Origin of the sequence: Actinacidiphila guanduensis (assembly GCF_900103985.1) — a bacterium.
Classification (GTDB): Bacteria; Actinomycetota; Actinomycetes; order Streptomycetales; family Streptomycetaceae; genus Actinacidiphila; species Actinacidiphila guanduensis.
This window is the reverse complement of record NZ_FNIE01000012.1, coordinates 164,458-189,260: the sequence shown is the minus strand read 5'-3', so window position 1 is coordinate 189,260 and position 24,803 is coordinate 164,458. Positions and strand designations below refer to the sequence as shown.

The 24,803-nt window shown below is 74.3% G+C and carries 18 protein-coding genes and 1 pseudogene; 4 read left to right on the top strand and 15 right to left on the bottom strand.

Annotation, left to right across the window (positions count from 1 at the left end; genetic code table 11):
• The first annotated feature begins 142 nt into the window (after window positions 1-142).
• Window positions 143-3,256 carry an alpha-mannosidase gene (locus tag BLR33_RS25410; protein ID WP_093786926.1) on the top strand — a complete coding sequence of 1,038 codons (3,114 nt, stop codon included), beginning with the start codon at window positions 143-145 and terminating at the stop codon, window positions 3,254-3,256.
• Between the two features lie 75 nt (window positions 3,257-3,331).
• On the opposite strand, the gene BLR33_RS25405 is transcribed toward BLR33_RS25410, so the two are convergent.
• The 4 genes from BLR33_RS25405 to BLR33_RS25390 all read right to left on the bottom strand — a co-directional run bounded on the left by BLR33_RS25405 (window position 3,332) and on the right by BLR33_RS25390 (window position 8,925).
• The gene (locus BLR33_RS25405) at window positions 3,332-4,006 is read right to left on the bottom strand and encodes a thymidine kinase (protein WP_093786925.1); all 675 of its coding nucleotides are present in this window, start codon (window positions 4,004-4,006) and stop codon (window positions 3,332-3,334) included.
• 111 nt (window positions 4,007-4,117) lie between these two features.
• A complete protein-coding gene (locus tag BLR33_RS25400; RefSeq protein WP_093786924.1) occupies window positions 4,118-5,314 on the bottom strand; it encodes an alkaline phosphatase family protein in 1,197 nt (398 codons plus the stop codon).
• The gene (locus BLR33_RS25395; RefSeq protein ID WP_093786982.1) at window positions 5,314-5,898 is read right to left on the bottom strand and encodes a DUF5998 family protein; all 585 of its coding nucleotides are present in this window, start codon (window positions 5,896-5,898) and stop codon (window positions 5,314-5,316) included. The genes BLR33_RS25400 and BLR33_RS25395 overlap by 1 nt, the downstream gene beginning before the upstream one ends.
• Window positions 5,899-6,015: 117 nt before the next feature.
• Window positions 6,016-8,925, bottom strand: a complete 2,910-nt coding sequence (locus tag BLR33_RS25390) for a bifunctional acetate--CoA ligase family protein/GNAT family N-acetyltransferase (protein WP_093786923.1) — start codon at window positions 8,923-8,925, stop codon at window positions 6,016-6,018.
• Between the two features lie 115 nt (window positions 8,926-9,040).
• Here BLR33_RS25390 and BLR33_RS25385 point away from each other — a divergent pair, with 115 nt between their 5' ends.
• Window positions 9,041-9,322, top strand: coding sequence for an HPr family phosphocarrier protein (locus BLR33_RS25385; protein ID WP_093786922.1), 282 nt, complete (start codon window positions 9,041-9,043; stop codon window positions 9,320-9,322).
• A gap of 209 nt (window positions 9,323-9,531) precedes the next feature.
• On the opposite strand, the gene BLR33_RS25380 is transcribed toward BLR33_RS25385, so the two are convergent.
• The 4 genes from BLR33_RS25380 to BLR33_RS25365 form a co-directional block, all read right to left on the bottom strand.
• Entirely contained in the window at window positions 9,532-10,206 is a 675-nt protein-coding gene (locus tag BLR33_RS25380) for a GntR family transcriptional regulator (RefSeq protein WP_093786921.1), read from the bottom strand.
• 218 nt (window positions 10,207-10,424) lie between these two features.
• On the bottom strand, window positions 10,425-11,447 hold the full coding sequence (locus BLR33_RS25375; RefSeq protein WP_218136698.1) for a M23 family metallopeptidase: 1,023 nt from the start codon (window positions 11,445-11,447) through the stop codon (window positions 10,425-10,427).
• Between the two features lie 235 nt (window positions 11,448-11,682).
• On the bottom strand, window positions 11,683-13,068 hold the full coding sequence (locus BLR33_RS25370; protein ID WP_245771654.1) for a M16 family metallopeptidase: 1,386 nt from the start codon (window positions 13,066-13,068) through the stop codon (window positions 11,683-11,685).
• On the bottom strand, window positions 13,065-14,456 hold the full coding sequence (locus BLR33_RS25365) for a M16 family metallopeptidase (protein WP_093786920.1): 1,392 nt from the start codon (window positions 14,454-14,456) through the stop codon (window positions 13,065-13,067). The genes BLR33_RS25370 and BLR33_RS25365 overlap by 4 nt, the downstream gene beginning before the upstream one ends.
• Window positions 14,457-14,646: 190 nt before the next feature.
• Here BLR33_RS25365 and BLR33_RS25360 point away from each other — a divergent pair, with 190 nt between their 5' ends.
• Together BLR33_RS25360 and BLR33_RS25355 are read left to right on the top strand one after the other, a co-directional pair.
• Entirely contained in the window at window positions 14,647-17,094 is a 2,448-nt protein-coding gene (locus BLR33_RS25360) for a DNA gyrase/topoisomerase IV subunit A (RefSeq protein WP_093786919.1), read from the top strand.
• Window positions 17,095-17,549: 455 nt separating this feature from the next.
• Complete coding sequence (locus BLR33_RS25355; RefSeq protein WP_322987192.1) at window positions 17,550-18,482, top strand: sucrase ferredoxin; 933 nt, start codon at window positions 17,550-17,552, stop codon at window positions 18,480-18,482.
• A gap of 61 nt (window positions 18,483-18,543) precedes the next feature.
• Here BLR33_RS25355 and BLR33_RS25350 read toward each other — a convergent pair whose 3' ends face one another.
• From BLR33_RS25350 to BLR33_RS25320, 7 genes and pseudogenes are all read right to left on the bottom strand, one after another.
• The gene (locus BLR33_RS25350; RefSeq protein ID WP_245771653.1) at window positions 18,544-20,229 is read right to left on the bottom strand and encodes a solute symporter family protein; all 1,686 of its coding nucleotides are present in this window, start codon (window positions 20,227-20,229) and stop codon (window positions 18,544-18,546) included.
• Window positions 20,226-20,639, bottom strand: coding sequence for a DUF485 domain-containing protein (locus tag BLR33_RS25345; RefSeq protein ID WP_407639723.1), 414 nt, complete (start codon window positions 20,637-20,639; stop codon window positions 20,226-20,228). The genes BLR33_RS25350 and BLR33_RS25345 overlap by 4 nt, the downstream gene beginning before the upstream one ends.
• A 278-nt stretch (window positions 20,640-20,917) precedes the next feature.
• Window positions 20,918-21,571 (bottom strand): response regulator transcription factor, encoded by a 654-nt coding sequence (locus BLR33_RS25340; RefSeq protein ID WP_093786917.1) that lies wholly within the window; start codon window positions 21,569-21,571, stop codon window positions 20,918-20,920.
• Window positions 21,568-22,722, bottom strand: a complete 1,155-nt coding sequence (locus tag BLR33_RS25335) for a sensor histidine kinase (RefSeq protein ID WP_093786916.1) — start codon at window positions 22,720-22,722, stop codon at window positions 21,568-21,570. Before BLR33_RS25335 ends, BLR33_RS25340 begins: the two co-directional genes overlap by 4 nt.
• Window positions 22,719-23,198 (bottom strand): DUF1453 family protein, encoded by a 480-nt coding sequence (locus BLR33_RS25330; RefSeq protein WP_093786977.1) that lies wholly within the window; start codon window positions 23,196-23,198, stop codon window positions 22,719-22,721. The genes BLR33_RS25335 and BLR33_RS25330 overlap by 4 nt, the downstream gene beginning before the upstream one ends.
• Before the next feature lie 173 nt (window positions 23,199-23,371).
• Window positions 23,372-24,067: pseudogene (locus BLR33_RS25325) on the bottom strand (aldo/keto reductase); the annotation flags it as partial.
• 91 nt (window positions 24,068-24,158) lie between these two features.
• Window positions 24,159-24,752, bottom strand: coding sequence for a TetR family transcriptional regulator (locus BLR33_RS25320; RefSeq protein WP_093786915.1), 594 nt, complete (start codon window positions 24,750-24,752; stop codon window positions 24,159-24,161).
• Between the last annotated feature and the right edge of the window lie 51 nt (window positions 24,753-24,803).

Below are 24,803 nucleotides of genomic sequence, written 5' to 3'. Positions count from 1 at the left end.
CCGAAGGAGAGCCGATGCCCCGCGCGCACCCCTCGCGCCGCGCCGTCCCGGCCGCCACCGCTGACCGCTCACGTCCCCCGCCCGGCCCGACGCCCGCCGCACGACCGACTCCCTGCCGAACCCCAGCAGAAAGAGCACCCCTGTGCATGACGACCGTCACATCGTCGAACCCCGGATCACCAAGTTCCTCTCCCACGTCGTCCGGCCGGCCGTCCACGGCCCGCTGCTGACGCCGGACCTGGCCGCCTGGCACGTCCCCGGCGAACCGGTGCCGGTCGCCGAGGCGCTGGCGGCGCCGTACACGCCGGTGCGGATCGGCGACACCTGGGGCGGGCCGTGGTCGACCAGCTGGCTGCGGGTCAGCGGGCAGATCCCGCGGGAGTGGGCGGGGCGCCGGGTGGAGGCCGTCTTCGACCTCGGCTTCGACGCCTCCAAGGGACCCGGCGGCCAGGCGGAGGGCCTCGTCCACGACGCGTCCGGCTCGCCGCTGCAGGGCCTGCACCCGCACCACCGCAGCGTGCTGCTCGCGCAGCCGGCGGCGGGCGGCGAGCCGGTGGACCTGTACGTGGAGCTGGCCGCCAACCCGATGATCGAGGGCGCCAAGGCGGTCGGCACCCGCTTCGGGTCGAAGGAGACCGCGGGCACCGAGCACCTGTACCGCCTGGTGGAGGTGGGCATCGCCGTGCGCGAGGAGGCCGTCTGGCACCTCATGCACGACATGGAGGTGCTCGACTCCCTGATGCGCGAGCTGCCCGCGGGCAGCAGCAGGCGGCACGAGATCATGCGGGCCCTCCAGCAGGCCATGGACGCCGTGGACCCCCACGACGTGCCCGGCACCGCGCAGGCCGGCCGGGACCGGCTCGCGGAGGTGCTGGCCAGGCCCGCGCACGCCTCCGCGCACACCGTGACCGCGGTCGGCCACGCCCACATCGACTCCGCCTGGCTGTGGCCGATCCGCGAGACCGTGCGCAAGTGCGCCCGCACCTTCACCAACATGACCACCCTCGCGCAGGAGTACCCCGAGCTGGTCTTCGCCTGCTCCTCCGCCCAGCAGTACGCCTGGATGAAGGAGCAGCGCCCGGAGGTCTTCGAGCGGATCAGGAAGGCGGTCGGCGAGGGCACCTGGGCGCCGGTCGGCGGCATGTGGGTGGAGGCCGACGGCAACCTGCCCGGCGGCGAGGCGCTGGCCCGCCAGCTCGTCCACGGGCGGCGGTTCTTCGCCGAGGAGTTCGGCATCGCCCAGCAGGGGGTGTGGCTGCCGGACTCCTTCGGCTACACCGCCGCCTACCCGCAACTGGCCGCGCTGGCGGGCGCCTCGTGGTTCCTCACCCAGAAGCTGTCGTGGAACGAGACCAACCGGCTGCCGCACCACAGCTTCGCCTGGGAGGGCATCGACGGCACCCGGATCTTCACCCACTTCCCGCCCGTCGACACCTACAACGCGAGCCTGACTGGCGCCGAACTCGCCCACGCCGAGCGGAACTTCGCCGACAAGGGGCGGGCCACCCGGTCGCTGGCCCCCTTCGGCTTCGGCGACGGCGGCGGCGGCCCCACCCGCGAGATGATGGAACGGGCCCGCCGGCTGCGCGACCTGGAGGGCTCGGTACGGGTCGAGGTGGGCGACCCCGACTCCTTCTTCGCCGCCGCCCGCGCCGAGTACCCCGACCCGCCGGTCTGGCGCGGCGAGCTCTACCTGGAGAACCACCGGGGCACCTTCACCAGCCAGGCCCGCACCAAACACGGCAACCGCCGGGCCGAGGCGCTGCTGCGCGAGGCCGAGCTGTGGGCGACCGCCGCCGCCGTGCGGGCCGGCGCCCCCTACCCGTACGAGCGGCTGGAGTCGATCTGGCGGCGGGTGCTGCTGCACCAGTTCCACGACATCCTGCCCGGCTCCTCGATCGCCTGGGTGCACCAGGAGGCCGAGGCGGTGCACGCCTCGCTGCAGGCCGAACTCGCCGACGTCATCGGCACCGCGCTCGCCGGCGGCCAGGGCCTGTCCTTCTTCAACGCCGGGCCGTATCCGCGCCGCGAGGTGGCCCGGGTGCCCGGCGCCCTCATCGTGCCCGACGCGGCCACCGTGGACGTCCAGACGCTCTCCGACGGCGGGCACGCGGTGCTGGTGGAGGCCCCGGCGCTCGGCTCGGGCGCCGCGGTGCCCTCCACGCTGCCGCCGGTGCGGGTGGTCGAGGACGGCAGCGGCACCGTCCTGGACAACGGCGTCCTGCGGGTGGTGGTCGACGCCCGCGGCCTGGTGCGCTCCGTCTACGACCACCGGGCCCGCCGTGAGGCGATCGACCCCGAGCGGCCCGGCAACCTGCTCCAGCTCCACCCCGACGACCCCAACCTGTGGAGCGCCTGGAACATCGACGGCTACTACCGCGACACCGTCACCGATCTGGTGGAGGCCGACTCGGTGGCGGTGGTGGACGCGGGGCCGCTGCTCGCCTCGGTCCGTGTCGAGCGCTCCTTCGGCGCCTCCCACCTGGTGCAGCACCTCGAACTGGCCGCCGGCTCCCACGTGGTGACCGTGCGCACCGACATCGACTGGCAGGAGCGCGACACCCTGCTCAAGGCCGCCTGGCCGCTGCGGGTGCACGCCGAACGGGAGAGCGCCGAGATCCAGTTCGGCCACGTCCAGCGGCCCACCCACGAGAACACCAGCTGGGACGCGGCCCGCTTCGAGCTGTGGGCGCACCGCTGGGTGCACGTCGGCGAGCACGGCTGGGGCGCGGCCCTGGTCAACGACTCGACCTACGGCCACGACGTCTCCCGCCAGGTCCGCGCCGACGGCGGCACCACCACGACGGTGCGGCTGTCCCTGCTGCGCTCCCCGCACAGCCCCGACCCGCAGGCCGACCGCGGCCGGCACGGCTTCTCCTACGGGCTCGCGGTCGGAGTGGACGTCGGCGGCGCCGTCGCCGCCGGATACGCCTTCAACCTGCCGCTGCGGCCGGGCGGTTCGGCCCCCGCGGGCGGCCCGGCGCTGGTGGACACCGGCAACCCGGACCTGGTGGTGGAGGCGGTCAAGCTCGCCGACGACCGGTCCGGTGACGTGGTGGTGCGGCTGTACGAGTCGCGCGGCGGCACCGCCCGCGGCCTGCTGCGCACCGGCTTCCCCGTCGCCTCCGTCCAGGAGGTGGACCTGCTGGAGAACCCCTACGAGCCGGCCCGGCCGCTGACCGCGGACCCGGACGGCGGGCTGCCGCTGGAGCTGCGGCCCTTCCAGATCCTCACGCTGCGGCTGCGCCGGGCGTGAGCCGGCGGGTCCGGGCGGGTGCAGGCGGCGCCGCCCGGGCCCGTCCCATCGGCCGGGAGGGGGCGGGCCGGGCGGTCAGCCGTGGTTGACGGGCAGCACGTCCGGGGAGAGCGCGCCGGCCGCGGCCGACGCCCGGGTCATCCGGCGGCGGTGGTGGCGCCGGCACAGCACCTCGTAGCCCACCTCGGCGGCGACCGTGCCCGCTGTGCCCGCCGCGCCGCCCTCCACGTCCCCGATCACCACCTGCGCGCCCTCGACCACCATCACCCCGCCGGCGGTGCGGGCGTTGTGCGTCGCGCGGGCGCCGCACCAGCACAGCGCCTCCACCTGGAGCGCCTCGATGCGGTCGGCCAGCTCGATCAGCCGCTGGGAGCCGGGGAAGAGCCGGGTGCGGAAGTCGGTGGTGATCCCGAAGGCGTAGACGTCCATGTCGAGTTCGTCCACCACCCGGGCCAGCTGGTCGGCCTGCTCGGGGGCGAGGAACTGCGCCTCGTCCACCACCACGTAGTCCACCCGGCCGCCGCGGCTGAGGACGCCGACCGCGTGGCCGTACAGGTCCATCGTGTCGGTGACCTCGACCGCGTCGGTGACCAGGCCCAGCCGGGAGGAGAGCTTGCCCCGCCCGGCCCGGTCGTTGCGGGTGAAGATCAGGGACTGCAGGCCCCGCTGGTCCCGGTTGTGGACGATCTGGAGCGCCAGAGTGCTCTTGCCGCAGTCCATCGTGCCGGAGAAGAAGACCAGTTCGGACATGGGACGGGCGGCGGCCTTTCGGATCGGGGACACGGGTGGTTGCCGGCGGCCGGCGCGGGGACGGCGGGCAGGTCACGGCGGGGTCGGGGCGGCGTTGCGGGCGGACGGCTCTCAGGAGCGTACTTCGAGCAGCGGCACCAACTGCTCGACGGGGGCCATCGAGCCGTGCAGCCCGACCATCCTGGACTCCCCTGGCTCGCTGCGCAGGGCCACCACCGCGACGTCGTCGCGGGCCACGGCCACCACATCGCCGATCCTGGGCAGCACCCGGTGCTCGACGCCGGGCCCGAACCAGCCCGCGGCCACCGCCTCCTCGCGCCCGGCCACCCACATCCGGTCGCCCAGCACCTCGCGCCAGACCGCGAGCACGTCGGCGGCCGCCCCGGGCACCGCGTACACGTGCCGGGCCCTGGCCTCGCCGCCGAGCACGGCGACGCCGGCCCGCAGCTCCCAGTCCTCGTCGAAGTCGATCCGGGACTCCTCGTCGAACGGGATGTCGATCATGCCGTGGTCGGCCGTGACGTACAGCGCGCTGCGCGGCGGCAGTTGCTCGGCGAGGCGCTGCGCGAGCCGGTCCACCATCGCCAACTGGCCCCGCCAGGCGTCGGAATCCACGCCGTGCCGGTGCCCCATGGCGTCCAGCTCGCTGTAGTACGTGTAGACCAGCGCGCGGTCGGCGGCGCCGAGCAGATCGGCGGCCAGGTCCATCCGCTCCTCGCCGGTGAGCCGGCCGTGGAAGGTGCCGCCGGACAGGGCGACCTTCGTCAGCGGAGTGGTGGCGAAGGTGGGCGAGGAGACCTGGCCGGTGGCGATGCCGGCGGCCGCGGCGAGCCGGAAGACCGTGGGGTGCGGCTGCCAGACGGCCGGCGAGGTCCACGGCTGCCAGCGCAGCTGGTTCATCAGCTCGCCGGTGGCCGGGTCGAGCGTGGTGTAGCCGGCCAGGCCGTGCGCGCCGGGCGGCAGACCGGTACCGACGGAGGCCAGCGAGGTCGCGGTGGTGGCGGGGAAGCCCGCGGTCAGCGGGCGCCCGGTGCCGCCGAGCGAGGTGGCCAGGAGCGAGCGCAGGTAGGGCGCCTCGTCGGGGTGCCGCTCGATCAGCTCCCAGCCCAGGCCGTCCACAAGGAACACGCAGACCCGGTCGGCGGGTTCGAGCACCAGGCCGGTGGCGGGCATGCCGGGGACCGCGAAGCCGGCCACGGCCGCGGGGATCACGTCGCACAGCGCGCCGGTGCCGTAGCGGGGGACGGGGGCGGTGCGCGGGTCGAGCGGTGCGGGTTCGTGGGCGCCGTCCGGCAGCAGGGCCGGCATCAGTCCTGGGCCGCTGTCGCCTCGGAGAGCGCCTGCGCGAAGGCGAGCGTCTGGCGTACGGCGTCCGGCCCGTCGCCGGCCTCGCTCACCCGCAACGAGAGGTCGTCGGCGGTGGAGGAGCCGGTGTAGCCGTGGTCCGCCTCGCAGTTGGGGTCGCCGCACGCGGCGGGCTCCAGGTCGAGCCGGGAGACCGCGCCCCAGCCGATGGTGAGCACCACCTCGCGCGGCAGGGTGCCCGGCGTGTAGGACTCCGGGTTGGCCACGACCCGGCTGACCACGACAGAGGAGATCCGGCCGAGCTTGACCGACTCGGTGGAGGTGGTGGTGTAGGGGCTCGGCGAAGTGTCGTCGGCGGCCTGCTCGTCGGTGTGGCTGACGATGAAGCGGCTGTCGGTGAGCACCAGGACGGTGACGTGGCGGCGCACCTCGTTGGCGTCGAAGGTGGTCTCCTGGTTGACCAGGTACGACGCGACGGGCTCGCGCCCCACCGCGGCCTCCACCGCCTCGGCCACCAGGGCCGGGTAGTAGCCGCTGCGCTCGATCGCCGTGCGCAGGCCCTGCGTCGTGGTACCGGTCTTCGCCATGCCGTCCATCCTAAGGGCGCGGTGCGACTCCGGGCGTGCTCCGGGGCCGCCCGCCCACGGGCCGGTCCGCCCCCCGGCCACCGGGCGCCGCGGCGGTTCCGGTCGCCAGTAGGACGATCAGTAGGACGACAGGGCGCGCGGGCCGAGGTCGTCGCGCGCGGGCGGCCTGGCCAGCCGGACCGAGGCGCCCAGCACGCTCAGCCCGTCCGCCGCGACGACCACCGGCTCCAGGTCCACCGCCACCGCCTCGGGCAGGTCCTCGGCGAGCATCGACACCCGCAGCAGCAGCTCCTCCAGCGCCGCGGTGTCCACCGGTTCCGCGCCGCGCCAGCCGAACAGCATCGGGGCCGCTCTGATCGAGCGCACCAGCTCGGCCGCGTCCCGGTCGGTGGCGGGCACCAGGCGGTGGGCGAGGTCGCCGAGCAGCTCGGAGGGCGCGCCTGCGAGGCCGAAGGAGAGCACCGCGCCGGCGGCCGGGTCCACCCCGGCCCGCACCACCGTGTCCACCCCGCGCGGGGCCATCGCCTGGACGACCGGGCGCAGTTCGGCCGGCACGCCGAGCCGGGCGGTCAACTCCGCGTAGGCCCGCCGCAGGTCGCCCTCGTCGGCCAGGTCCAGCCGCACCCCGCCGAGGTCGGCGCGGTGCCGCAGGTGGGGCGCGGTGGTCTTCAACGCGACGGGGTAGCCGAGCCGGGCGGCCGCGGCGAGGGCGGCGTCGACGTCGTGGGCGGGCAGCGCCGGGCGCACGCGGATGCCGTAGCGGGCGAGCAGGGCGGCCGCGTCCGCGTCGGAGAGCAGCACCTCCTTGCCCTCGGGGCTGCCGGCGGGCAGCAGGCGGCGGACGTCCTCGGCCGCGGCCGCCTCGTCGATGCCGTCGAGTTCGGGCACCCGACCGGGCTCGGCGGCGGCCGAGCGCCAGGCCGCGTAGGCGGCGGCCTCGGCGAGCGAGCCGACCGCGCGCTCGGGGGCACGGTAGGCGGGCACGCGGGCGCCGGGGCCCTCGGCCGCGCTGAGCCGGTCGGCCATGGCGTCCAGGGCGAGGTGGACGACGATGACCGGCTTGGCGGCACCGGCCGCGGCCCGGCGCAGCGCGCGGGCGAGCGCGGGATCGTCGCCGGCGTCGGTGTCGGGCACCGGCCGCGGGAGGGACGGCGGCGCCGCGGGGGCTTCGGGCGGCGTCCCCGGGCCCGCCTCGGGGACACCGCCCGGGTCCGTGGCGGGAGCGGTCCGCGGGGCCGTCCCCGATGGCGCCTCCCCGCTCGGTCCGGGGTGCGCTCCCCCGTCCGCTCCGGGCTCCTCTTCCCCGGCGCGTACGGCGACGCCCACCCGTGGGATCGCCGTGACCACCACCGCGTCGCTGGCCGGGTCGGCGAGCGCGGCCGTCAGGGCGGCGGCGAAGTCCTCGGGGCCGGCCGCGGTGGTCAGGTCGAGCGGGGCGGCGGGGCTCAGCCCGGCGGTGAGGGCCGCGTCGTAGGTGAGCAGGCCGAGCGACTCGGAGTTGCCGAGCACCGCCACGCGGTCGCCCGCGGGCAGCGGCTGGAGCGCCAGGAGCAGGCCCGCGTCGAGCAGTTCGGTGACCGTGTTCACCCGCAGGACGCCGGCCTGGCGGAAGAGCGCGGACAAGGTGGCGTCGGGGATGCGGGCGACGGGCACGGCGTGGCCGGGCGGCACCGAGCCGGAGTGCACGGCGCCCTTGACCACGACGACCGGCTTCTGCGCGGCCGTGCGGCGGGCCAGCCGGGTGAACTTGCGCGGGTTGCCGAAGGACTCCAGGTACATCAGCACCGCGTCGGTGTCCGGGTCGTCCTGCCAGAACTGCAGCAGGTCGTTGCCGGAGACGTCGGCGCGGTTGCCGGCCGAGACGAAGGTGGACGGGCCGGTGCCGCGCCGGTGCAGGCCGGAGAGCAGGGCGATGCCGATGGAGCCGGACTGCGCGAACACCCCGAGCCGGCCGCGGCGCGGCAGTTCGGGCGAGAGCGAGGCGTTGAGCCGGACGGCGGGGTCGGTGTCGATGACGCCGAAGGCGTTCGGGCCGATCAGCCGCATCCCGTGGCCGCGGGCCTGGCGCACCAGGTCGCGCTGGAGGGCGCGGCCCCGCGGCCCGGTCTCGGAGTAGCCGGCGCTCACCACGACCAGGCCGCGCACCCCCGCGGCCCCGCACCGGTCCACCACCGCGGGCACCTTGGCGGCGGGCACGGCGACCACCGCGAGGTCGACGGGCTCGCCGATCGCCGCGACGTCCGCGAACCCGGGCACGCCGTCCACGGCCGCGCCCTCCTGCGTGAAGGCGGGGTTGACCGCGAAGAGGCGGCCGGTGAAGCCGCCGCCGGCGATGTTGCGCAGCAGGGTGCGGCCCACACCGCCGGGCCGGCGGCCCACGCCGATCACGGCGACGGACGAGGGGCGCAGCAGCCGCTGCACCGAGCGGGCCTCGGCGCGGTGCTCGCGGGCCCGCATCACCCGCACCGACTCGTCGGTGGGCTCCAGGTCCAGGTCGAGGTGGACCACGCCGTCGGCGAAGCTGCGGTGCTGGGTGTAGCCGAAGTCGGTGAAGACCTTCACCATGCGGCGGTTGTCGGGCAGCACCTCGGCGGTGAAGTGCAGGATGCCGCGCTCGCGGGCGACGGCGGCGATGTGCTCCAGCAGCGCGGAGGCGACCCCGCGGCCCTGGTGGGCGTCCTGCACCAGGAAGGCGACCTCGGCGCGGGTGCCCGCGGGGCCGGAGGCCGGGCGGCCCTGTTCGTCGGTGCGGTCGTAGCGGACGGTGGCGATGAACTCGCCGCCGACGGTCGCGGCCAGGCCGACGCGGTCGTCGTAGTCGTGGTGCGTGAAGCGGTGCACGTCGCGGTCGGACAGCCGCGGGTAGGGCGCGAAGAAGCGGTAGTACTTCGACTCCTCTGAGACCTTCTCGTAGAAGTCGACCAGCCGCCCGGCGTCGTCCGGGCCGATCGGCCGGATGTGGGCGATGCCGCCGTCGCGCAGCACGACGTCCGCCTCCCAGTGCACGGGGTACGGCTGCTCGCTCATGGCCCCAGCGTAGGGCGGCCGGGTCCGCGAGGGTGTCTGCTCGCGTCGCCGACGCGCAGGGGGCACGCTAGGTAGCACCCGTGACAATCCCTGCGACGACCCGAAGGACGGCACCATGGCTGAACGGCACGTCAACGTCGGCTGGGCGGAAGGTCTGCACGCCCGCCCCGCGTCCCTCTTCGTCCGCGCGGCCACGGCCGCGGGCGTACCCGTGATGATCGCCAAGGGCGGCGGGCAGCCGGTGAACGCCGCCTCGATGCTGGCCGTGCTCGGCCTGGGCGCCCAGAGCGGCGACGAGGTGGTGCTCAGCTCGCAGGCCGAGGGCGCGGAGGCGGCGCTCGACCGGCTGGCGAAGCTCGTGGCCGAGGGGCTGGAGGAGCTGCCCGAGACCGTCTGAGGGCACGACTGGGCAGCAGCGCCCGACCGGACGCCGGGCGGTCGCGGGACAGTCCCGGGGCCGCCCTTTTCCCTGCTATTCCGTGCGATACTCCCCGGCCGCACGCAGCAGAATTCCACGGCGCCGGACAATCCCCCACAGATTGTCCGACCCGTTTTCCGCGTAATCCCCGGAACGGAAATTCCAGCACCTTGTATACGGTGCGAATGTTAAGCGCGGCGGCGCACCGCGTGTACGGGATGTTTCAGGATCCTCACCGCGGTGGCGCGCTCCACATGGAGGGTGGCGAGCCGGCGGGCCCGCTCGGCGTCACCGCGGGCCACCGCGTCCACGATCGCCGCGTGCTCCTCCCATGCCTGCGCCGCCCGGGTGGTGTCGCCGTCGCCGTAGACCCAGGCGATCTTGTGCCGCAGCTGGGTGAGCAGGGCGGCCAGGGTGGGGCTGCCGGACGCCTGCGCGAGCGTCTCGTGGTACCAGCCGCCCAGCGACGGCAGGTCCGACAACTGCCCCTGCTGGGCGCGCTCCTGACCCAGCCGCACCAGGCCGCGCAGCACCTTCAGGTGGGCCTCGCTGCGGCGCTGGGCGGCCCGGGCGGTGCCCATCGGCTCCAGCAGGCCGCGGATCTCCAGCAGGTCGGCCGCCTCCTGCTCGGTGGGCTCGGCGACCGAGGCGCCGGCGTGCCTGCGGGTGCGCACGAACCCCTCGGACTCCAGGGTGCGCAGGGCCTCGCGCACCGGCACCCGGGACACCCCGTAGCGCTGGGCCAGCAGCTCCTCGGTGAGCCGGCTGCCCGGCGGGAAGAAACCGCCGACAATGTCGTCGCGGATCGCCGTGCACACCACCTGGGCGGAGATACGCCGCCCGGTGCCCTCCGTGCCGTTCACGCCCGTTTCCGCATCGCCTGGACTCCGTTCTCTCCCCGTAATCTGAACCGACTCTATTCCAGCACGGCGGGGAACGGAAAAGCAGCCCCGGAATTCTTGGATTGTTTTTGGACAGAGGCGTACGAAGGCCCCGTCCGCGGGGTGCGGGACGGGGCCTCGGGGGCGGTCGAGGGGGCTCCGGAGGGGCCCGGGAGGGAGTCGGGGGCGGGCCCTGGGGATCAGATCGAGACGCCGTGCTCGCGGAGGTAGGCCAGCGGGTCGATGTCGGAGCCGTAGTCGGGGGTGGTGCGGACCTCGAAGTGCAGGTTGGGGCCCGTGGTGTTGCCGGACTCGCCGGACAGGCCGATCTCCTGGCCCTCGGTGACCGTCTGGCCGGCCGTGACCAGGGCCTGGGAGAGCTGGCCGTAGAGGGTGTAGCTGCCGTCGGCGTGCCGGAGCAGCACGTCGGTGCCGTAGCCGCCGTCGTCGCCCGCGGAGACCACGGTGCCCGCGGCCACGGCGTGCACGGCGGTGCCGACCGGGACGAGGAAGTCCACGCCGGTGTGCGAGCCGCTGGACCACACCGAGCCGGACGCCTTGTAGCCCGCGCCGATGGGGGCGCCGGGGACGGGGAGGGTCCAGCCGGAGGCGCGGGTGGGGGCAGCGGCGGGGGTGCCGGTCGAGGAGGGTGCGGGCCGCGGCGGCTTCGCCGTCCGGGTCGGCCCGGCGGTCCCGCGCGTGCCGCCGCTCGGCGCCGTGCCAACCGGGGACGGGGAGGTCCTGGGGGCGGCCTCGGGCGTGACGGCCGCCGTGCCCGGCGTCGCGGGCCGGGCCGTCCTCGCGGCCTTCGCCGATTTCACCGCTTTCGCCGCTTTCGGAGTGCCCGCGGGCTTCGGCTTCGCCGTGGCGGATGCCTTCGGCGTACCGCTCGTCGCCGGCTTCGGCACCGCGGCCGACGTCCCGGCGTCCGGCTCGGCGCCCCGCGTACCGGACGCGCCCGCGGCGGGCTTCGTGCTGCCCGCGCTCTTCGGCGCGGCCTTCGCCTGGGCGCCGGCGGCCTGTGCGGGCGCGCCGGAGACGTCGGCGGTACGGGTGAGGCCCGCGGAGCGCCCGGCCGTGTCGCCGGAGCCACCGGAGGACGTCAGCGCGGCGGCGGCCGCGCCGCCGGCGCCGAGGACGGCGAGCCCGGCCAGGGCGGCGCCCGCACCGATCCGGCGCGGCCTGCGGTGCTTCCCGCGCTCGGCGGGTCGGGGGAACGCCATGGGACGCCGCTCCTTTCGCTGATCAGGTGCCTGACCGGCACGGACGCGACGCTAACCGGGCACTCGGCGCCGTATCAAACAGATCGGCCGATATGTAGCGCAGGCCACAGCCGCTCCCCAACCGCACCCACGCTGCCCAAAACAGGACCAAGTGCACACCCTGGAACGCCGGGACCCCGGCCGTCCCGCGTGGTGCGGGAGCGGCCGGGGTCCGGGTGTGCGGCGGCGTGCGGGTTCAGCCGACGACGGTCACCGGGCCGATGCCCAGCTCCCGTACCGGGTCCGCGATCGCCGAGGCGTCGCCGACCAGCACGACCACCAGGCGGTCCAGCGGGAAGGCGTTGACGACCGCCGCCGTGGCCTCCACCGTGCCGGTGGCGGCGAGCCGGGCGTAGAGCGCGGCCTGGAAGTCGTCGGGCAGCTCCTGCTCGACCTGGTCCAGCAGGGTGCCGGCGACCGCCGCGGCCGTCTCGTAGCGCAGCGGGGCGACACCCACCAGGTTCTGCACGGCGACGTCGCGCTCGGCGTCGGTCAGGCCGCCCTCGCCCAGCTCCCGGATGACCCGCCAGGTGTCGGCGAGCGCCGGGCCGGTCACCTCGGTGGCCACCGAGCCGCTGATCGCCAGCAGCGCGGCGCCGGTGCCGTCCGCGGAGGAGAGCAGCACCTGTGCGAAGGCCCGCACCCCGTAGGTGTAGCCCTTCTCCTCGCGCAGCACCCGGTCGAGCCGCGAGGTCAGGGTGCCGCCCAGGCAGTAGGTGCCGAGCACCTGCGCGGCCCAGACCGGGTCCTGCCGGTCGGGGCCGGTGCGCCCGATGAGCAGCTGGGTCTGCACCGCGCCGGGGCGGTCCACGATCACCACGCGGGCGGTGTCGTCGGAGGTGATCGCCGGGCGGGCGAACGGCTCGGCCTTCGTGCCCGTCCAGCGCCCCAGCGTCTCGTCCAGCAGCGCGGGCAGGTCGATCCCGGTGAGGTCGCCGACCACGACGGCGGTCGAGGTGGCGGGCCGCACGTGCGCGCGGTAGAAGGCGCGCACCGCCGCCGCGTCGATCCGGCGGACGGTCTCCTCGGTGCCCTGGCGCGGCCGGGAGTGGCGGGCCTCGGCCGGGAAGAGCTCCTTGGACAGCGCCATGGCGGCGCGGCGGCCGGGGTTGGCCAGCTCGTGCGGGATCTCGTCCAGCCGGTTGGCGACCAGGCGCTTGATCTCGTCGTCGGGGAACGCCGGGGCGATCAGCGCCTCGGCGAGCAGGTCGAGCGCCTTGTCCAGCCGGGAGGCGGGCACTTCGAGGGAGACCCGCACGCCGGGGTGGTCGGCGTGCGCGTCCAAGGTGGCCCCGCAGCGCTCGAGTTCGGCGGCGAACTCCTCGGCGGTGCGCTTGTCGGTGCCCTCCGACAGCGCCCTGGCCATGATGGTGGCCACGCCGTCCAGGCCCTCGGGCTCGGCGACGAGGGGGGCGGCCAGCAGCAGTTCGACCGCGATGACCTGCTGGCCGGGGCGGTGGCTGGTGAGCAGGGTGAGCCCGTTGCCGAGGGTGGAGCGCTCGGGCGCGGGGAAGGCCCACGGCTTGGGCTCGCCGGCCTGCGGCTGCGGGTGGAACGTCATGACGCCGGCGGTGTCGCTCACGCCTCGGCACCTTCTCCCTGGTTGTCCTGGTCCTGTGCGGCCGCCGCGTCCCCGGCGGCCTCGGTGACCTCGGGTTCCTCGCCTGCCTTGCCCCCGGTGGGCTCGTACACCAGCACCGCGCGGTTGTCCGGGCGCAGCCGGGCCGCGGCCACCTCCTGGACCTCCTGCGGGGTGACGGCGAGCACGCGCTGCACGGCGGTGAGCGCGAGCTGCGGGTCGCCGAAGAGCACGGCGAACCGGCACAGTTCGTCGGCCCGGCCGCCCACGGTGGCCAGCCGGTCCAGCCACTCGCGCTCCAGCTGGGCCTGGGCGCGCTCCATCTCCTCGCCGGTGGGCCCCTCTTCGGCGAAGCGGGCCAGTTCCTCGTCCACCGCGGCCTCGATCGCGGCGATCTCGGCGCCGCTGGACGCCTTGACGTCCAGCCAGCCGAGCGAGGGCGCGCCGGCCAGCCGCAGCAGGCCGAAGCCGGCGGTCACCGCGGTGCGGTCGCGGCGCACCAGCCGGTTGTGCAGCCGGGAGGACTCGCCGCCGCCGAGGACGGTCAGCGCCAGGTCGGCCGCGTCGCAGGCGCGGGTGCCGTCGTGCGGCAGCCGGTAGGCGGCCATCAGGGCGCGCGAGGGCACGTCCTCCTCGACCACCTCGCGGACCTCGCCGCCCATGGTGTCGGGCAGTGAGCCGTCCCGCGGCTGCGGCTTGCCGTCGTGGCCGGGGATGGTGCCGAAGTACTTCTCGATCCAGGCCAGTGTCTGCGCGGGGTCGATGTCGCCGACCACGGAGAGCACCGCGTTGCCCGGCGCGTAGTACGTGCGGAAGAAGGCGCGCGCGTCCTCCAGGGAGGCCGCGTCCAGGTCGGCCATGGAGCCGATCGGGGTGTGGTGGTAGGGGTGGTCCTCGGGGGTGGACAGGGCGGTCAGCTTCTCGAAGGCGGTGCCGTAGGGCACGTTGTCGTACCGCTGGCGGCGCTCGTTCTTCACCACGTCCCGCTGGTTGTCCAGCGACTCCTGGTCGAGCGCGGTGAGCAGGCTGCCCATCCGGTCGGCCTCCAGCCACAGCGCGAGCTCCAACTGGTGGGCGGGCATGGTCTCGAAGTAGTTGGTGCGCTCGAAGCTGGTGGTCCCGTTGAGGGAACCGCCGGCGCCCTGCACCAGTTCGAAGTGGCCGTTGCCCTTCACGCTCGCCGAGCCCTGGAACATCAGGTGCTCGAAGAGGTGGGCGAGGCCGGTGCGGCCCGGTACCTCGTGGCGCGAACCGACGTCGTACCAGAGGCACACCGCGGCGACCGGGGTGAGGTGGTCCTCGGAGAGCACCACCCGCAGGCCGTTCGCCAGTCGGTGCTCGGTGGCTGTCAGGCCGCTGGAGTGCGCCTCCGGCGTGGCCGTGTGACCCATGGGCAAGCTGTCCTTCCGGTCGCTGGCATGTGACTGCGTAGAGTGCTGCCACTCTAGGGAAGCGCGGGCGAGGTTCGCGAAGTTCCCGCGTGCAACGCGCGCGTGCCGGGTCGCGGTCCGCGCTGTCGGCGGCGAGGTCCACAATGGTCCGCGAGCCCCGACCAGGTACCGACGAAGGAGCGCCGCCGCGATGGCCCGCCGTACGACGAAGAACCCGCCGCCCGACGACGACTTCGAAGAGCGCATCCTCGACATCGACGTCGTGGACGAGATGCAGGGCTCCTACCTCGAGTACGCCTACTCGGTGATCTACTCCCGGGCCCTGCCCGACGCGCGGGACGGCATGAAGCCGGTGCACCGCCGCATCGTCTACCAGATGAACGAGATGGGCCTGCGGCCCGAGCGCGGCTTCGTCAAGTGCGCCCGCGTGGTGGGCGAGGTGATGGGCAAGCTGCACCCGCACGGTGACTCGTCCATCTACGACGCGATGGTGCGCATGGCCCAGCCGTTCTCCCAGCGGCTGCCGCTGGTGGACGGGCACGGCAACTTCGGCTCCCTGGACGACCAGCCGGCCGCCATGCGGTACACCGAGGCGCGGATGTCCGGGCCGGCGCAGCTGATGGTCGAGTCGATCGACGAGGACACCGTCGACTTCGCGCCCAACTACGACGGGCAGGAGCAGGAGCCGCTGGTCCTGCCGTCCGCCTATCCGAACCTGCTGGTCAACGGCTCGTCCGGGATCGCCGTCGGTATGGCGACGAACATGCCGCCGCACAACCTGGGCGAGGTCGTCGCCGCCGCCCGGCACCTGATCCGGCACCCCAACGCCGACCTGGACACCCTGATGCGGTACGTGCCGGGTCCCGACCTGCCCACCGGCGGGCGGATCATCGGCCTGTCCGGCATCCGCGACGCGTACGAGACCGGCCGCGGCACCTTCCGGATGCGGGCCACCGTCTCGGTGCAGGACGTCACACCCCGCCGCAAGGGCCTGGTGGTGACCGAACTGCCCTTCAACGTCGGCCCCGAGAAGGTCATCGCCAAGATCAAGGACATGGTCGGGGCGAAGAAGCTGCAGGGCATCGCGGACGTGAAGGACCTCACCGACCGCGAGAACGGGCTGCAGCTGGTCATCGAGATCAAGAACGGCTTCAACCCCGAGGCCGTGCTGGAGCAGCTCTACAAGCTGACGCCGATGGAGGAGTCCTTCGGCATCAACAACGTGGCGCTGGTGGACGGGCAGCCGCTCACGCTGGGCCTGAAGGAGCTGCTGGAGGTCTACATCGACCACCGGTTCTCCGTGGTGCGCCGGCGCAGCGAGTTCCGCCGCACCAAGCGCCGGGACCGGCTGCACCTGGTGGACGGCCTGCTGGTGGCGCTGGTCGACATCGACGAGGTCATCGCCCTGATCCGGGGCAGCGAGAACGCCGCGCAGGCCAAGGAGCGGCTGATCGGGCGGTTCGGCCTGAGCGATGTGCAGACGCAGTACATCCTCGACACCCCGCTGCGCCGGCTGACCCGGTTCGACCGGATCGAGCTGGAGTCCGAGCGGGACCGGCTGAACGCGGAGATCGCCGAGCTGACCCGCATCCTGGAGTCGGACGCCGAGCTGCGCAAGCTCGTCTCGGCCGAACTGGCCGCGGTCGCCAAGCAGTACGGCACCGAGCGCCGCACCGTGCTGCTCGACTCGGCCGACACCCCGGTGGCCGCGGTGCCGCTGGAGGTGGCCGACGACCCGTGCCGGGTGCTGCTCTCCTCCACCGGGCTGCTGGCCCGCACCACCGACACCGACAGCCCGCTGGGGGGCGACGGCAAGCGGGCCAAGCACGACGTGGTGGTCTCCGCGGTTCCGACCACCGCGCGGGCGGACATCGGAGCCGTCACCTCGGCCGGGCGGCTGCTGCGGATGGCGGTGATCGACCTGCCGCTGCTGCCGGAGACCTCGGGGCTGCCCTCGCTCGCCGGCGGCGCGCCCATCGCGGAGTTCCTGTCGCTCGCCGAGGACGAGCGGGTGCTGTGCCTGACGACTTTGGACGAGTCCTCGCCGGGGCTCGCCCTCGGCACCGCGCAGGGTGTCGTCAAGCGGGTGGTGCCGGACTACCCGTCGAACAAGGACGACCTGGAGGTCATCACCCTGCGCGAGGGCGACGAGATCGTGGGGGCCGCGGAGCTGCGCACCGGTGAGGAGGACCTGGTCTTCATCACCGACGACGCCCAGCTGCTGCGCTACCCCGCCTCGCAGGTGCGGCCGCAGGGCCGCGCGGCGGGCGGCATGGCGGGCATCAAGCTCGCCGAGGGCGCGCGGGTGATCTCCTTCACGGCGGTGGACCCGGCGGGCGACGCGGTGGTCTTCACGGTGGCCCGCACGGAGGGCACGCTCGACGGGGGCGGTGAGGGCACGGCCAAGCTCACGCCCTTCGACCAGTACCCGCGCAAGGGGCGGGCCACGGGAGGTGTGCGCTGCCAGCGGTTCCTGCGCGGCGAGGAGGGCCTGCTCTTCGCCTGGGCCGGCGCCGCCCCGGCCCGCGCCGCCACCTCGACGGGCGCCCCGGCCGACCTCCCGCCGAAGGACCCGCGCCGCGACGGCTCCGGCGTCCCGCTGGCCAAGTCGGTGGCCGCGGTGGCGGGCCCGGCGTAAGGGGCGGGCCACCGGCGCTGTGCCGTGAGGGCTCCGGGTGGGCCCGGGCCCTCACGGAAGGGCGGTTTTCCGTGGGGGCTCGTATCCCGCCGGAGGTCGTACGAGCTGGCGCGAGGCGGGACAAGGTGCCGCCGGGTAGGACGAGGTGCCGCCGAGCCGCGCGGATTACGGCGAGGCCGCGCGAGGCGCCGCGGGATGGCACGAGGCCGTACGGGGCGGCGCGAGACTGTTCAGGGCGGCGCGGGCACGTACGAGGCGCCGCGGGACGGCACCAGGTCGTACGGGATTCACGGGACGGTCCGAAGCTGTTCACGGTGGCGCGGGCACGTACGAGGCGCCGCGGGACGGCACGAGGCCGTACGGGATTCACGGGACAGCGCGAGGCCGTTGACGGTGGCGGGGGGCACGTACGAGGTCGTACGGGCCCGGTGCGGCTCGCGGCTAGGCTCGGGGGTGTGACCGTGAGCCCGACGACCTGTACCGCTGCCTCCGCCGAGCTGGCCGAGCCCCTGAGTGCCACTGCTGCGACCGCGCGGACCTGGCTGCTGGTCGAGCAGCCGGGCCCCTGGGGCGCCAAGGCCCTCACGTCGAGCCATCTCGACCCCGAAGTGGGACGCGCGTTGGAGCGGCTGGCGGCGGGTACGGGCGTACGGCTCGGGCTGATCCGCCGCCCCGGCCGCCACGCGGACACCGGCCGGCCCGCGCGGCACCGCGTGATCGCCGCGCACACGGCACCGTCCGACCCGTGGGTGCGCACCGCTGATCTCGCGGACCCCGCCGACCTGGCCGGCCTCGACTTCTCCGCCCTCGACGCGGGCGAGCACGGCGGTTTCGGGGCGCCGCACGACGGGCCGCCCCTCGCCCTGGTGTGCACCAACGGCACCCGCGACCGCTGCTGCGCCCTCAACGGCCGTCCGCTGGCCGCCGAACTCGCCGCCTCCGGCGACCACGACGTCTGGGAGACCACCCACCTGGGCGGCCACCGCTTCTCCCCCACCATGCTCGTCCTGCCGCACGGCTACTCCTACGGCCGTCTCGACGCCGCGCTCGCCAAGGACGTCCTCGCCGCCGCCGACGCCGGCCGGGTGCTGACCGGGCCGTGCCGGGGCCGCTCCACCTGGAACCGCCCCGGCCAGGCCGCCGAACTCGCCGTACGCGCCCGCACCGGTGAGGACGCGGCCGCCGCCCTCGCCGTCGCGTCCGCCGAACGCACGCCCGAGGGCTGGTCGGTGCGGGTCGTCCACACCGACGGCCGCGCGTGGCACGTCAAGGTCGCCGAGAGCGCGGCCGAACCGCCCCGCCCGGAGAGCTGCGGCGCCGCCCTCGGCACACCGCTGCGCATGGACGTCCTGGCCGTGGACCCGGCCCAGCCGGCGGAGCCGGCGTGAGCCGCGCGGCTCGCGGAGCCGGCCCGGCCTGCGCGGCCGCCGACACGCACCGGGCGGGCCCTCACACCGCCCCGGCCCCCGTCAGCGAGCGGACCTCCGTCTCCGCGTAGGCCGCCTCGTCCGCGGGCTCCTTCGACAGCACCGTGCCCAGCCATCCGGCGAAGAACCCGAGCGGGATCGACACCAGTCCCGGGTTCTCCAGCGGGAACACGTGGAAGTCGACCCCGGGGAAGAGCGCGTCGGGCCGGCCGGACACCACGGGCGACAGCACCACCAGGACCAGCGCCGGGACCAACCCGCCGTAGATCGACCACACGGCTCCCCGCGTGGTGAACCGCCGCCAGAACAGCGAGAACAGCAACGCGGGCAGGTTCGCCGACGCGGCCACCGCGAAGGCCAGCCCGACCAGGAAGGCGATGTTCTGGTCCTGCGCGAACAGGCTCAGCGCGATCGACACCGCGCCGATCCCCACCGCGGCGAACCGCGCCACCCGCACCTCGTCGCCCTCCATCTCCCCCTCGGCGTCGGCCCCGTCGCCCTCCCCGACGGCCTTCGGTGCGGCTTTCGGCCCGGTCTTCGGGCGGCGCCACGACGCATACAGGTCGTGCGCCACCGACGCGGACGAGGCCAGCGTGATGCCCGCGACCACCGCAAGGATCGTCGCGAAGGCCACCGCGCCGACCACGGCGAACAGCACCGCCCCGCCGGTCGTGCCCGAGCCGCCGCCCAGCGCTTCCGCCAGCAGCGGCACCGCGGTGTTCCCGGCCTCGTTCGACGCCCGCACGTCGTCCGACCCCACGACCGCCGCCGCCCCGAACCCCAGCACGATCGTCATCAGGTAGAACGCCCCGATCAACCCGATCGCCCACACCACCGACCGCCGCGCGGACCGCGCCGTCGGCACCGTGTAGAAGCGGGACAGGATGTGCGGCAGCCCCGCCGTGCCCAGCACCAGCGCCAGACCCAGGCTGATGAAGTCCAGCCGCGACGTGCCGCTCTCGCCGTACTTCAGCCCCGGTGCCAGGAACGATTGCCCCTTGCCGCTGCCCGTCGTCGCCGCGCTGAGCAGGTCGTCGATGTTGCCGTGGAAGCGGACCAGCACCATCACCGTCAGCGCCACGGTGCCGCCCATCAGCAGCACGCTTTTGACGATCTGGATCCACGTGGTCGCCCGCATCCCGCCGAACGACACGTAGACCACCATCAGCGCCCCGACCCCGATCACCGTCCAGGTCCTGGCGGCCCCGGTCCCTCCCAGTAAGAGGCCCACCAGGCTGCCGGCGCCCACCATCTGCGCCACCAGGTACAGGATCGACACCGTCACCGACGCCGTGCCCGCCGCGATCCGCACCGGGCGGTGCCGCATCCGCGCCGAGAGCACGTCCGCCAGCGTGTACCGCCCGACGTTGCGGACCAGTTCGGCCACCAGCATCAGCACCACCAGCCAGGCCACGAAGAACCCGACCGAGTACAGCAGCCCGTCGTACCCGAACAGCGCGATCAGCCCGGAGATCCCGAGGAACGACGCCGCCGACATGTAGTCCCCGGCGATCGCGAACCCGTTCTCCGCCGGCGTGAACAGCCGGCCCCCGGCGAAGAACTCCACCGACGAGCTGCGCCGCCGCCCCGCCCACGCGGTGATCACCAGCGTCACCGTCACGAACAGCGTGAACAGCACCAGCGCCAGCCCCTGGTGGTCCCCCGTCGACTCGGCGAGGTACCCCGCCGCCACCTGACGTCCTGTCACAGCCGCTCCTGCCCGGTCCTCGTGGCCAGCGCCCAGCGCAGGTCCAGCGCGGCCTTGTCCCGCCGCAGCCGCGCGTGCCGCGCGTACATCCACGTCAGCAGAAACGTCGACGCGAACTGCGCCAGCCCCGCCACCATCGCCACGTTCAGCTCACCGGCCACCTGACGGCCCATCAGCCCTGGTGCCGTCGTCGCCGCCACCACGTACAGCAGGTACCAGCCCACGAACCCCACGGCCGCCGGGAAGACGAACCCCCGGTACCGCCCCCGCACCTGGGCGAACGCCGCGCTGCGCTGCACCTCCAAGTACGCCGCCGCCCGCCGCCCGAGCGCCTCCTCCCCGCGGGCGTGCGGCACCGCGCCCTCCCCTGCTGCCTCCTCGGGTGCCGCCTCCCGCCCTGCCTCCGGCAACTCCGGCTCCTCCGGACCCGGCACCGCGAACCCCGGAACCGAGAGTCCCCGGGCGGCGAACCCCGGGCCGCCAAACCCCGGTTCCGCGTCTCTACGGTCCCCGGTCCCCGGCACCTCCGCCGCGGACTGCCGCCATGGGTCGTCCAACCCCAGCGCTCCCGGATCCCGCCTGTCGTGCTCGTCCACGAACTCTCCTTGCTCCCCGGCCGGTTGGCAGTGGGCACAATCATGGACAGAGCGGGAAGATCCAGGTGCAACAACTCTTTACTTTCACCACATCAGGTGATCCCGTTCCGGTAGGCGTACCCGACCGCCTGCGCCCGGTCCCGCACCCCCGTCTTGGCGAACAAGTTGTTGATGTGCGTCTTCACCGTGGCCATGCTGACGTGGAGCCGCGCGGTGATCTCCGCGTTGGACAACCCCTCCGCGACCAGCGCCAGCACCTCCGCCTCCCGTGCCGTCAACCCGTCCGGCAGCTCTCCCTCCTTCCACTGCCTCGCCTCCCGCGGCCCCGCCGCCGACAGCGCGTCCAGCACCCTCTTCTGCAGCGCCGGCGACAACCCGGCCCGGCCCGCCGTCACATCCGCGATCACCCGCGCGATCTCCTCACCTCCCGCGTCCTTGGTCAGATAACCCCGCGCGCCAGCCCGCAGCGCCGGGAACAACGAGTCGTCGTCGGCGTACGTGGTGAGCACCACCACCTGCGTCCCCGGGAACTCCGCCCGGATCCGGCGCGTGGCCTCCACCCCGTCGACCCGCGGCATCCTCAGGTCCATCAGCACCACCTCGGGTCCCTGCTCGGCCACCAGCCGCACCGCCTCCTCACCGTCCGCCGCCGCCCCCACCACCTCGATCCCGGGGAGCAGCCCCAACAGCATCACGATCCCCTCGCGGACCACCGTCTGGTCGTCCGCGACCACCACCCGCGTCATGCGGGCACCCTCAAACGCACCACGAATCCCTCCTCCTGCGGCCCTGCCTCGAGCGCGCCGCCCAGCAGCTCCGCGCGCTCCCTCATCCCTCGCAGACCGTAGCCCGCGCCGGAGGCCCCCAAAGAGTTGTCCACAGGGGCATTTCCACCGAAATCCCGGAACTCCAACTCGACCTCCTGCGGCCGGTACTCCAACCGCAGGGCGACCCTCGCTCCCGGCGCGTGCTTGCGGACGTTGGTCATGGCCTCCTGCGCCACCCGCCGCACCGCCAGACCCGCCTCGGCCGGCAGCGGCCTCGGCTCCCCGGCCACCTCCAGCCGCGCGCCCTGCGCGTCCACCATCTCCCGCAGGAACTCCTCCACCGGCGCCATCTCACCCCGCAGCGCCGACAGCGCCTGCCGTGTCTCGGCCAGCCCCTCGCGGGCCATCCGGCGCGCCGCCACCACCCGCTCCAGCACCAGCTCCCGCTCGGCCCCGCGCTCGATCAGCAGCCGTGTCGCCTCCAGGTGCACGGTCTGCGCCGACAGGCTGTGCGCGAGCACGTCATGGATCTCACGGGCGATCCTCGCCCGCTCGGCCAGCGCGGCCGACTCCGCCTCCGCCGCGCGCGCCGCCCGCTCCTGCGCCAGCAGCCGGTGGGTGTTGCCGCGCGCCTCGGCGTCCAGCCGCACGGTGTACCCGGCCAGGGCGAGGCCGGCCACCGTCAGCGTCGTCACCAGCCAGTTGTCCCCGCTGGCGAAGAAGGCGAAGGACAGCAGCGCCACCGCGGCCGCCGGCACCCCCGCGAACAGTGGCAGCCGCTCGATCGCGAGCACCGCGCACGCGCACCACAGCACGACCGCCGCGACCGGCGCGTCCAGCAGCCGTGCCGTACCGCCGCCGGCCATCAGCAGCGCCAGCAGCCCGACCGCGGGCCAGAGCAGGTGCCGGAGCGTGACCCTGAAGTAGCCCCACACCACCACGTAGGCCGCGAGGATCCCCACCACCGCCGCCGCGGTGGCCAGCGGTCCCAGCCTGCCTTTCGCGACCACCGCCCACACCGCGCCGCCGAAGACCGCCAGGCGCACCAGGCGCCCGACGCCCTGCCGGCTCGGGGGCCGGGTGTCACGGGAGAGCGCTTCCTGCGACGGCCAGGTCGTCCAGGTGGTCATGAGACCGTACGGTACGACGGCTGGAGGCCCTGGGCCCGCCAGACCAGCACGCCGCCGCGTATCAGCAGCGTGAGGGCGACCGCCAGCATCACCGAGGCCGAACTCTGGTGGACACCCACCGCGGCGGCGACCGCGTACAGGGCCGCCCGTATCGCGATGCCGGCCACCCACACCACCACGGTCGTCCGGGTGCCCTGCACCATGGCCCGGCCGTCGTCACCGGTCCACATCCGCGTGGTGGCCGCCCAGACCAGCCCCATGGCGGTGCCCACGACCAGCTCGGCCGCCAGCAGCGCCACCGACGCGTCCTTGTGGTGCGTGTCGATCAGGCTCCCGCCGTCCCGTATCGCCAGCACGACGAGGACGGCCGGGATCAGCCACCAGCGGCCTCCGCGCACCGCCCTGGGCCGGACCTGGCGGGCGATCACCACACCGATGACCGCGGCGATCACCAGGGCATTGACCGGACCGGACATGACGAACGCCTCCGAAGCGCGACACTGCGTGGACAAGGGGTTGTCGGCCGGCCCCGCGCCGACCCGCTCGCCCGGCACCGCCCACATCCCCGAATCTACGGAAATCCCGTGCTCCGGTGATCAAGCCCGGGGTTGAATTCGCCTCTCCACCCCTGGGTGGAGACGCGCCCCGCTCACCCGCTCAACCGGCCGCCGCGACCCCGTTGATCGTCGTGCTCCGAGCGTGTCCAGCAGCGTCCAAGTGCGCTCGCCCAGGTGCCGGCCGACGAACATCCCGGGGCCGGAACCCGCCGGGCTCGGGTTCTCCCGCGTGTACTTGCCGCTGAGCACCCGTTGGCGAGCGGGCTCCAGGGCATCACGCCCAGACCCAATTCCCGCGCAGCTCCGAACAGTTCACCCTCCGAGGTGCGTTCGAGGAAGTTGCACTCGGCCTGGATGGCGGCGATCGGGGTCCAGCCGCGCCACTCGGCGAGCGTGGCCATCCGCGCCACTGCCCAGGCCGGCGTGCCGGACAGGCCCACGTAGCGCACCTTGCCCTCGCGGACCAGGTCGTCCAGCGTGGAGATGGTCTCCTCCAGCCGGGTGTGCCGGTCCCAGTTGTGCTTCCAGTACAGGTCGAGGTAGTCGTTGCGCAGCCGGGTCAGCGACTCCTCGACGTGGCGGCGGAGCGCCTTGCGTCCGGTGCCGCCGTTGTTCGGGTCGTCCGGGTCCATGGTCAGGGCGAACTTGGTCGCGATCACCAGCCGGTCGCGCAGGCCGTGACGCTTGGCGAGGTGGTCGCCGATGACGCGCTCGGAAGCGCCGTCCATGGAGCGATTGGCGGTGTCGACGAAGTTGCCGCCCGCGTCCAGGTAGCGGTCGAGGATCTCGGCGGACGTCCGGTTGGTTCATTTACGGCGCGGCCCCCGCAAGGCGCCTCCGGAGGCGTCACACCACTCGCACGATGCCGCGTCGTCCGCGCTACCGCGTCGGGCCGGCCGCGGCTTCCTTGCCCGACATGGCCCGGCAGATCGCCGAGACGGCCGCGACCACCACCGCGCGGTGGGCCGCCTGCCGCTCCTGCGGGTCCTCGCCGCCGATCGCGCGCAGGCCCTGCGGGACCGTGGTCCAGGCGGAGCTGATCGCCACCACGATCTCCAGGATGTCGACCGCCGTGCGGTCGTCGGGCAGGTCCAGCACCCGGCGCAGCGCAACCGCCTTGTCGAGGTGGGACCGGACCTCGTCGGGAGCGACGTCGCCGCGCTCCAGGCTGCGCCACCGGGTGAGCCGCAGCAGGTCGGGCGCGGCGTTCAGCGCGTCGAAAAGGTCGCCGGCGTAGCCCGGGAGGTCGTCGGGGTCGTAGGGCACCGTGTCGGCGAGGACGCCGATCCGGTCGACGAGCACGGCGTCGAACAGCTCCTCCTTGGAGCCGAAGTACGCGTAGATCGCCTGCTTGTTGGCCGACGCGGCGGCCGCGATACGGTCCACGCGAGCGCCCGCGAGTCCCCGCGCCGAGAACTCGGCGTAGGCCGCGTCGAGCAGGCGGGCACGGGTGGCGGCGGAATCGTACGGCATCCGCCCAGATTAACGATCCAACCGGATGGTTGACCATCTTCGGCCCCCACG

Coding starts and splice junctions, on each gene's coding strand:
- BLR33_RS25405 (WP_093786925.1), bottom strand. CDS start 4,006: ATGTCCGAACTGGTCTTCTTCTCCGGCACGATGGACTGCGGCAAGAGC.
- BLR33_RS25400 (WP_093786924.1), bottom strand. CDS start 5,314: ATGCCGGCCCTGCTGCCGGACGGCGCCCACGAACCCGCACCGCTCGAC.
- BLR33_RS25395 (WP_093786982.1), bottom strand. CDS start 5,898: ATGGCGAAGACCGGTACCACGACGCAGGGCCTGCGCACGGCGATCGAG.
- BLR33_RS25390 (WP_093786923.1), bottom strand. CDS start 8,925: ATGAGCGAGCAGCCGTACCCCGTGCACTGGGAGGCGGACGTCGTGCTG.
- BLR33_RS25385 (WP_093786922.1), top strand. CDS start 9,041: ATGGCTGAACGGCACGTCAACGTCGGCTGGGCGGAAGGTCTGCACGCC.
- BLR33_RS25375 (WP_218136698.1), bottom strand. CDS start 11,447: ATGGCGTTCCCCCGACCCGCCGAGCGCGGGAAGCACCGCAGGCCGCGC.
- BLR33_RS25365 (WP_093786920.1), bottom strand. CDS start 14,456: ATGGGTCACACGGCCACGCCGGAGGCGCACTCCAGCGGCCTGACAGCC.
- BLR33_RS25360 (WP_093786919.1), top strand. CDS start 14,647: ATGGCCCGCCGTACGACGAAGAACCCGCCGCCCGACGACGACTTCGAA.
- BLR33_RS25340 (WP_093786917.1), bottom strand. CDS start 21,571: ATGACGCGGGTGGTGGTCGCGGACGACCAGACGGTGGTCCGCGAGGGG.
- BLR33_RS25335 (WP_093786916.1), bottom strand. CDS start 22,722: ATGACCACCTGGACGACCTGGCCGTCGCAGGAAGCGCTCTCCCGTGAC.
- BLR33_RS25330 (WP_093786977.1), bottom strand. CDS start 23,198: ATGTCCGGTCCGGTCAATGCCCTGGTGATCGCCGCGGTCATCGGTGTG.
- BLR33_RS25320 (WP_093786915.1), bottom strand. CDS start 24,752: ATGCCGTACGATTCCGCCGCCACCCGTGCCCGCCTGCTCGACGCGGCC.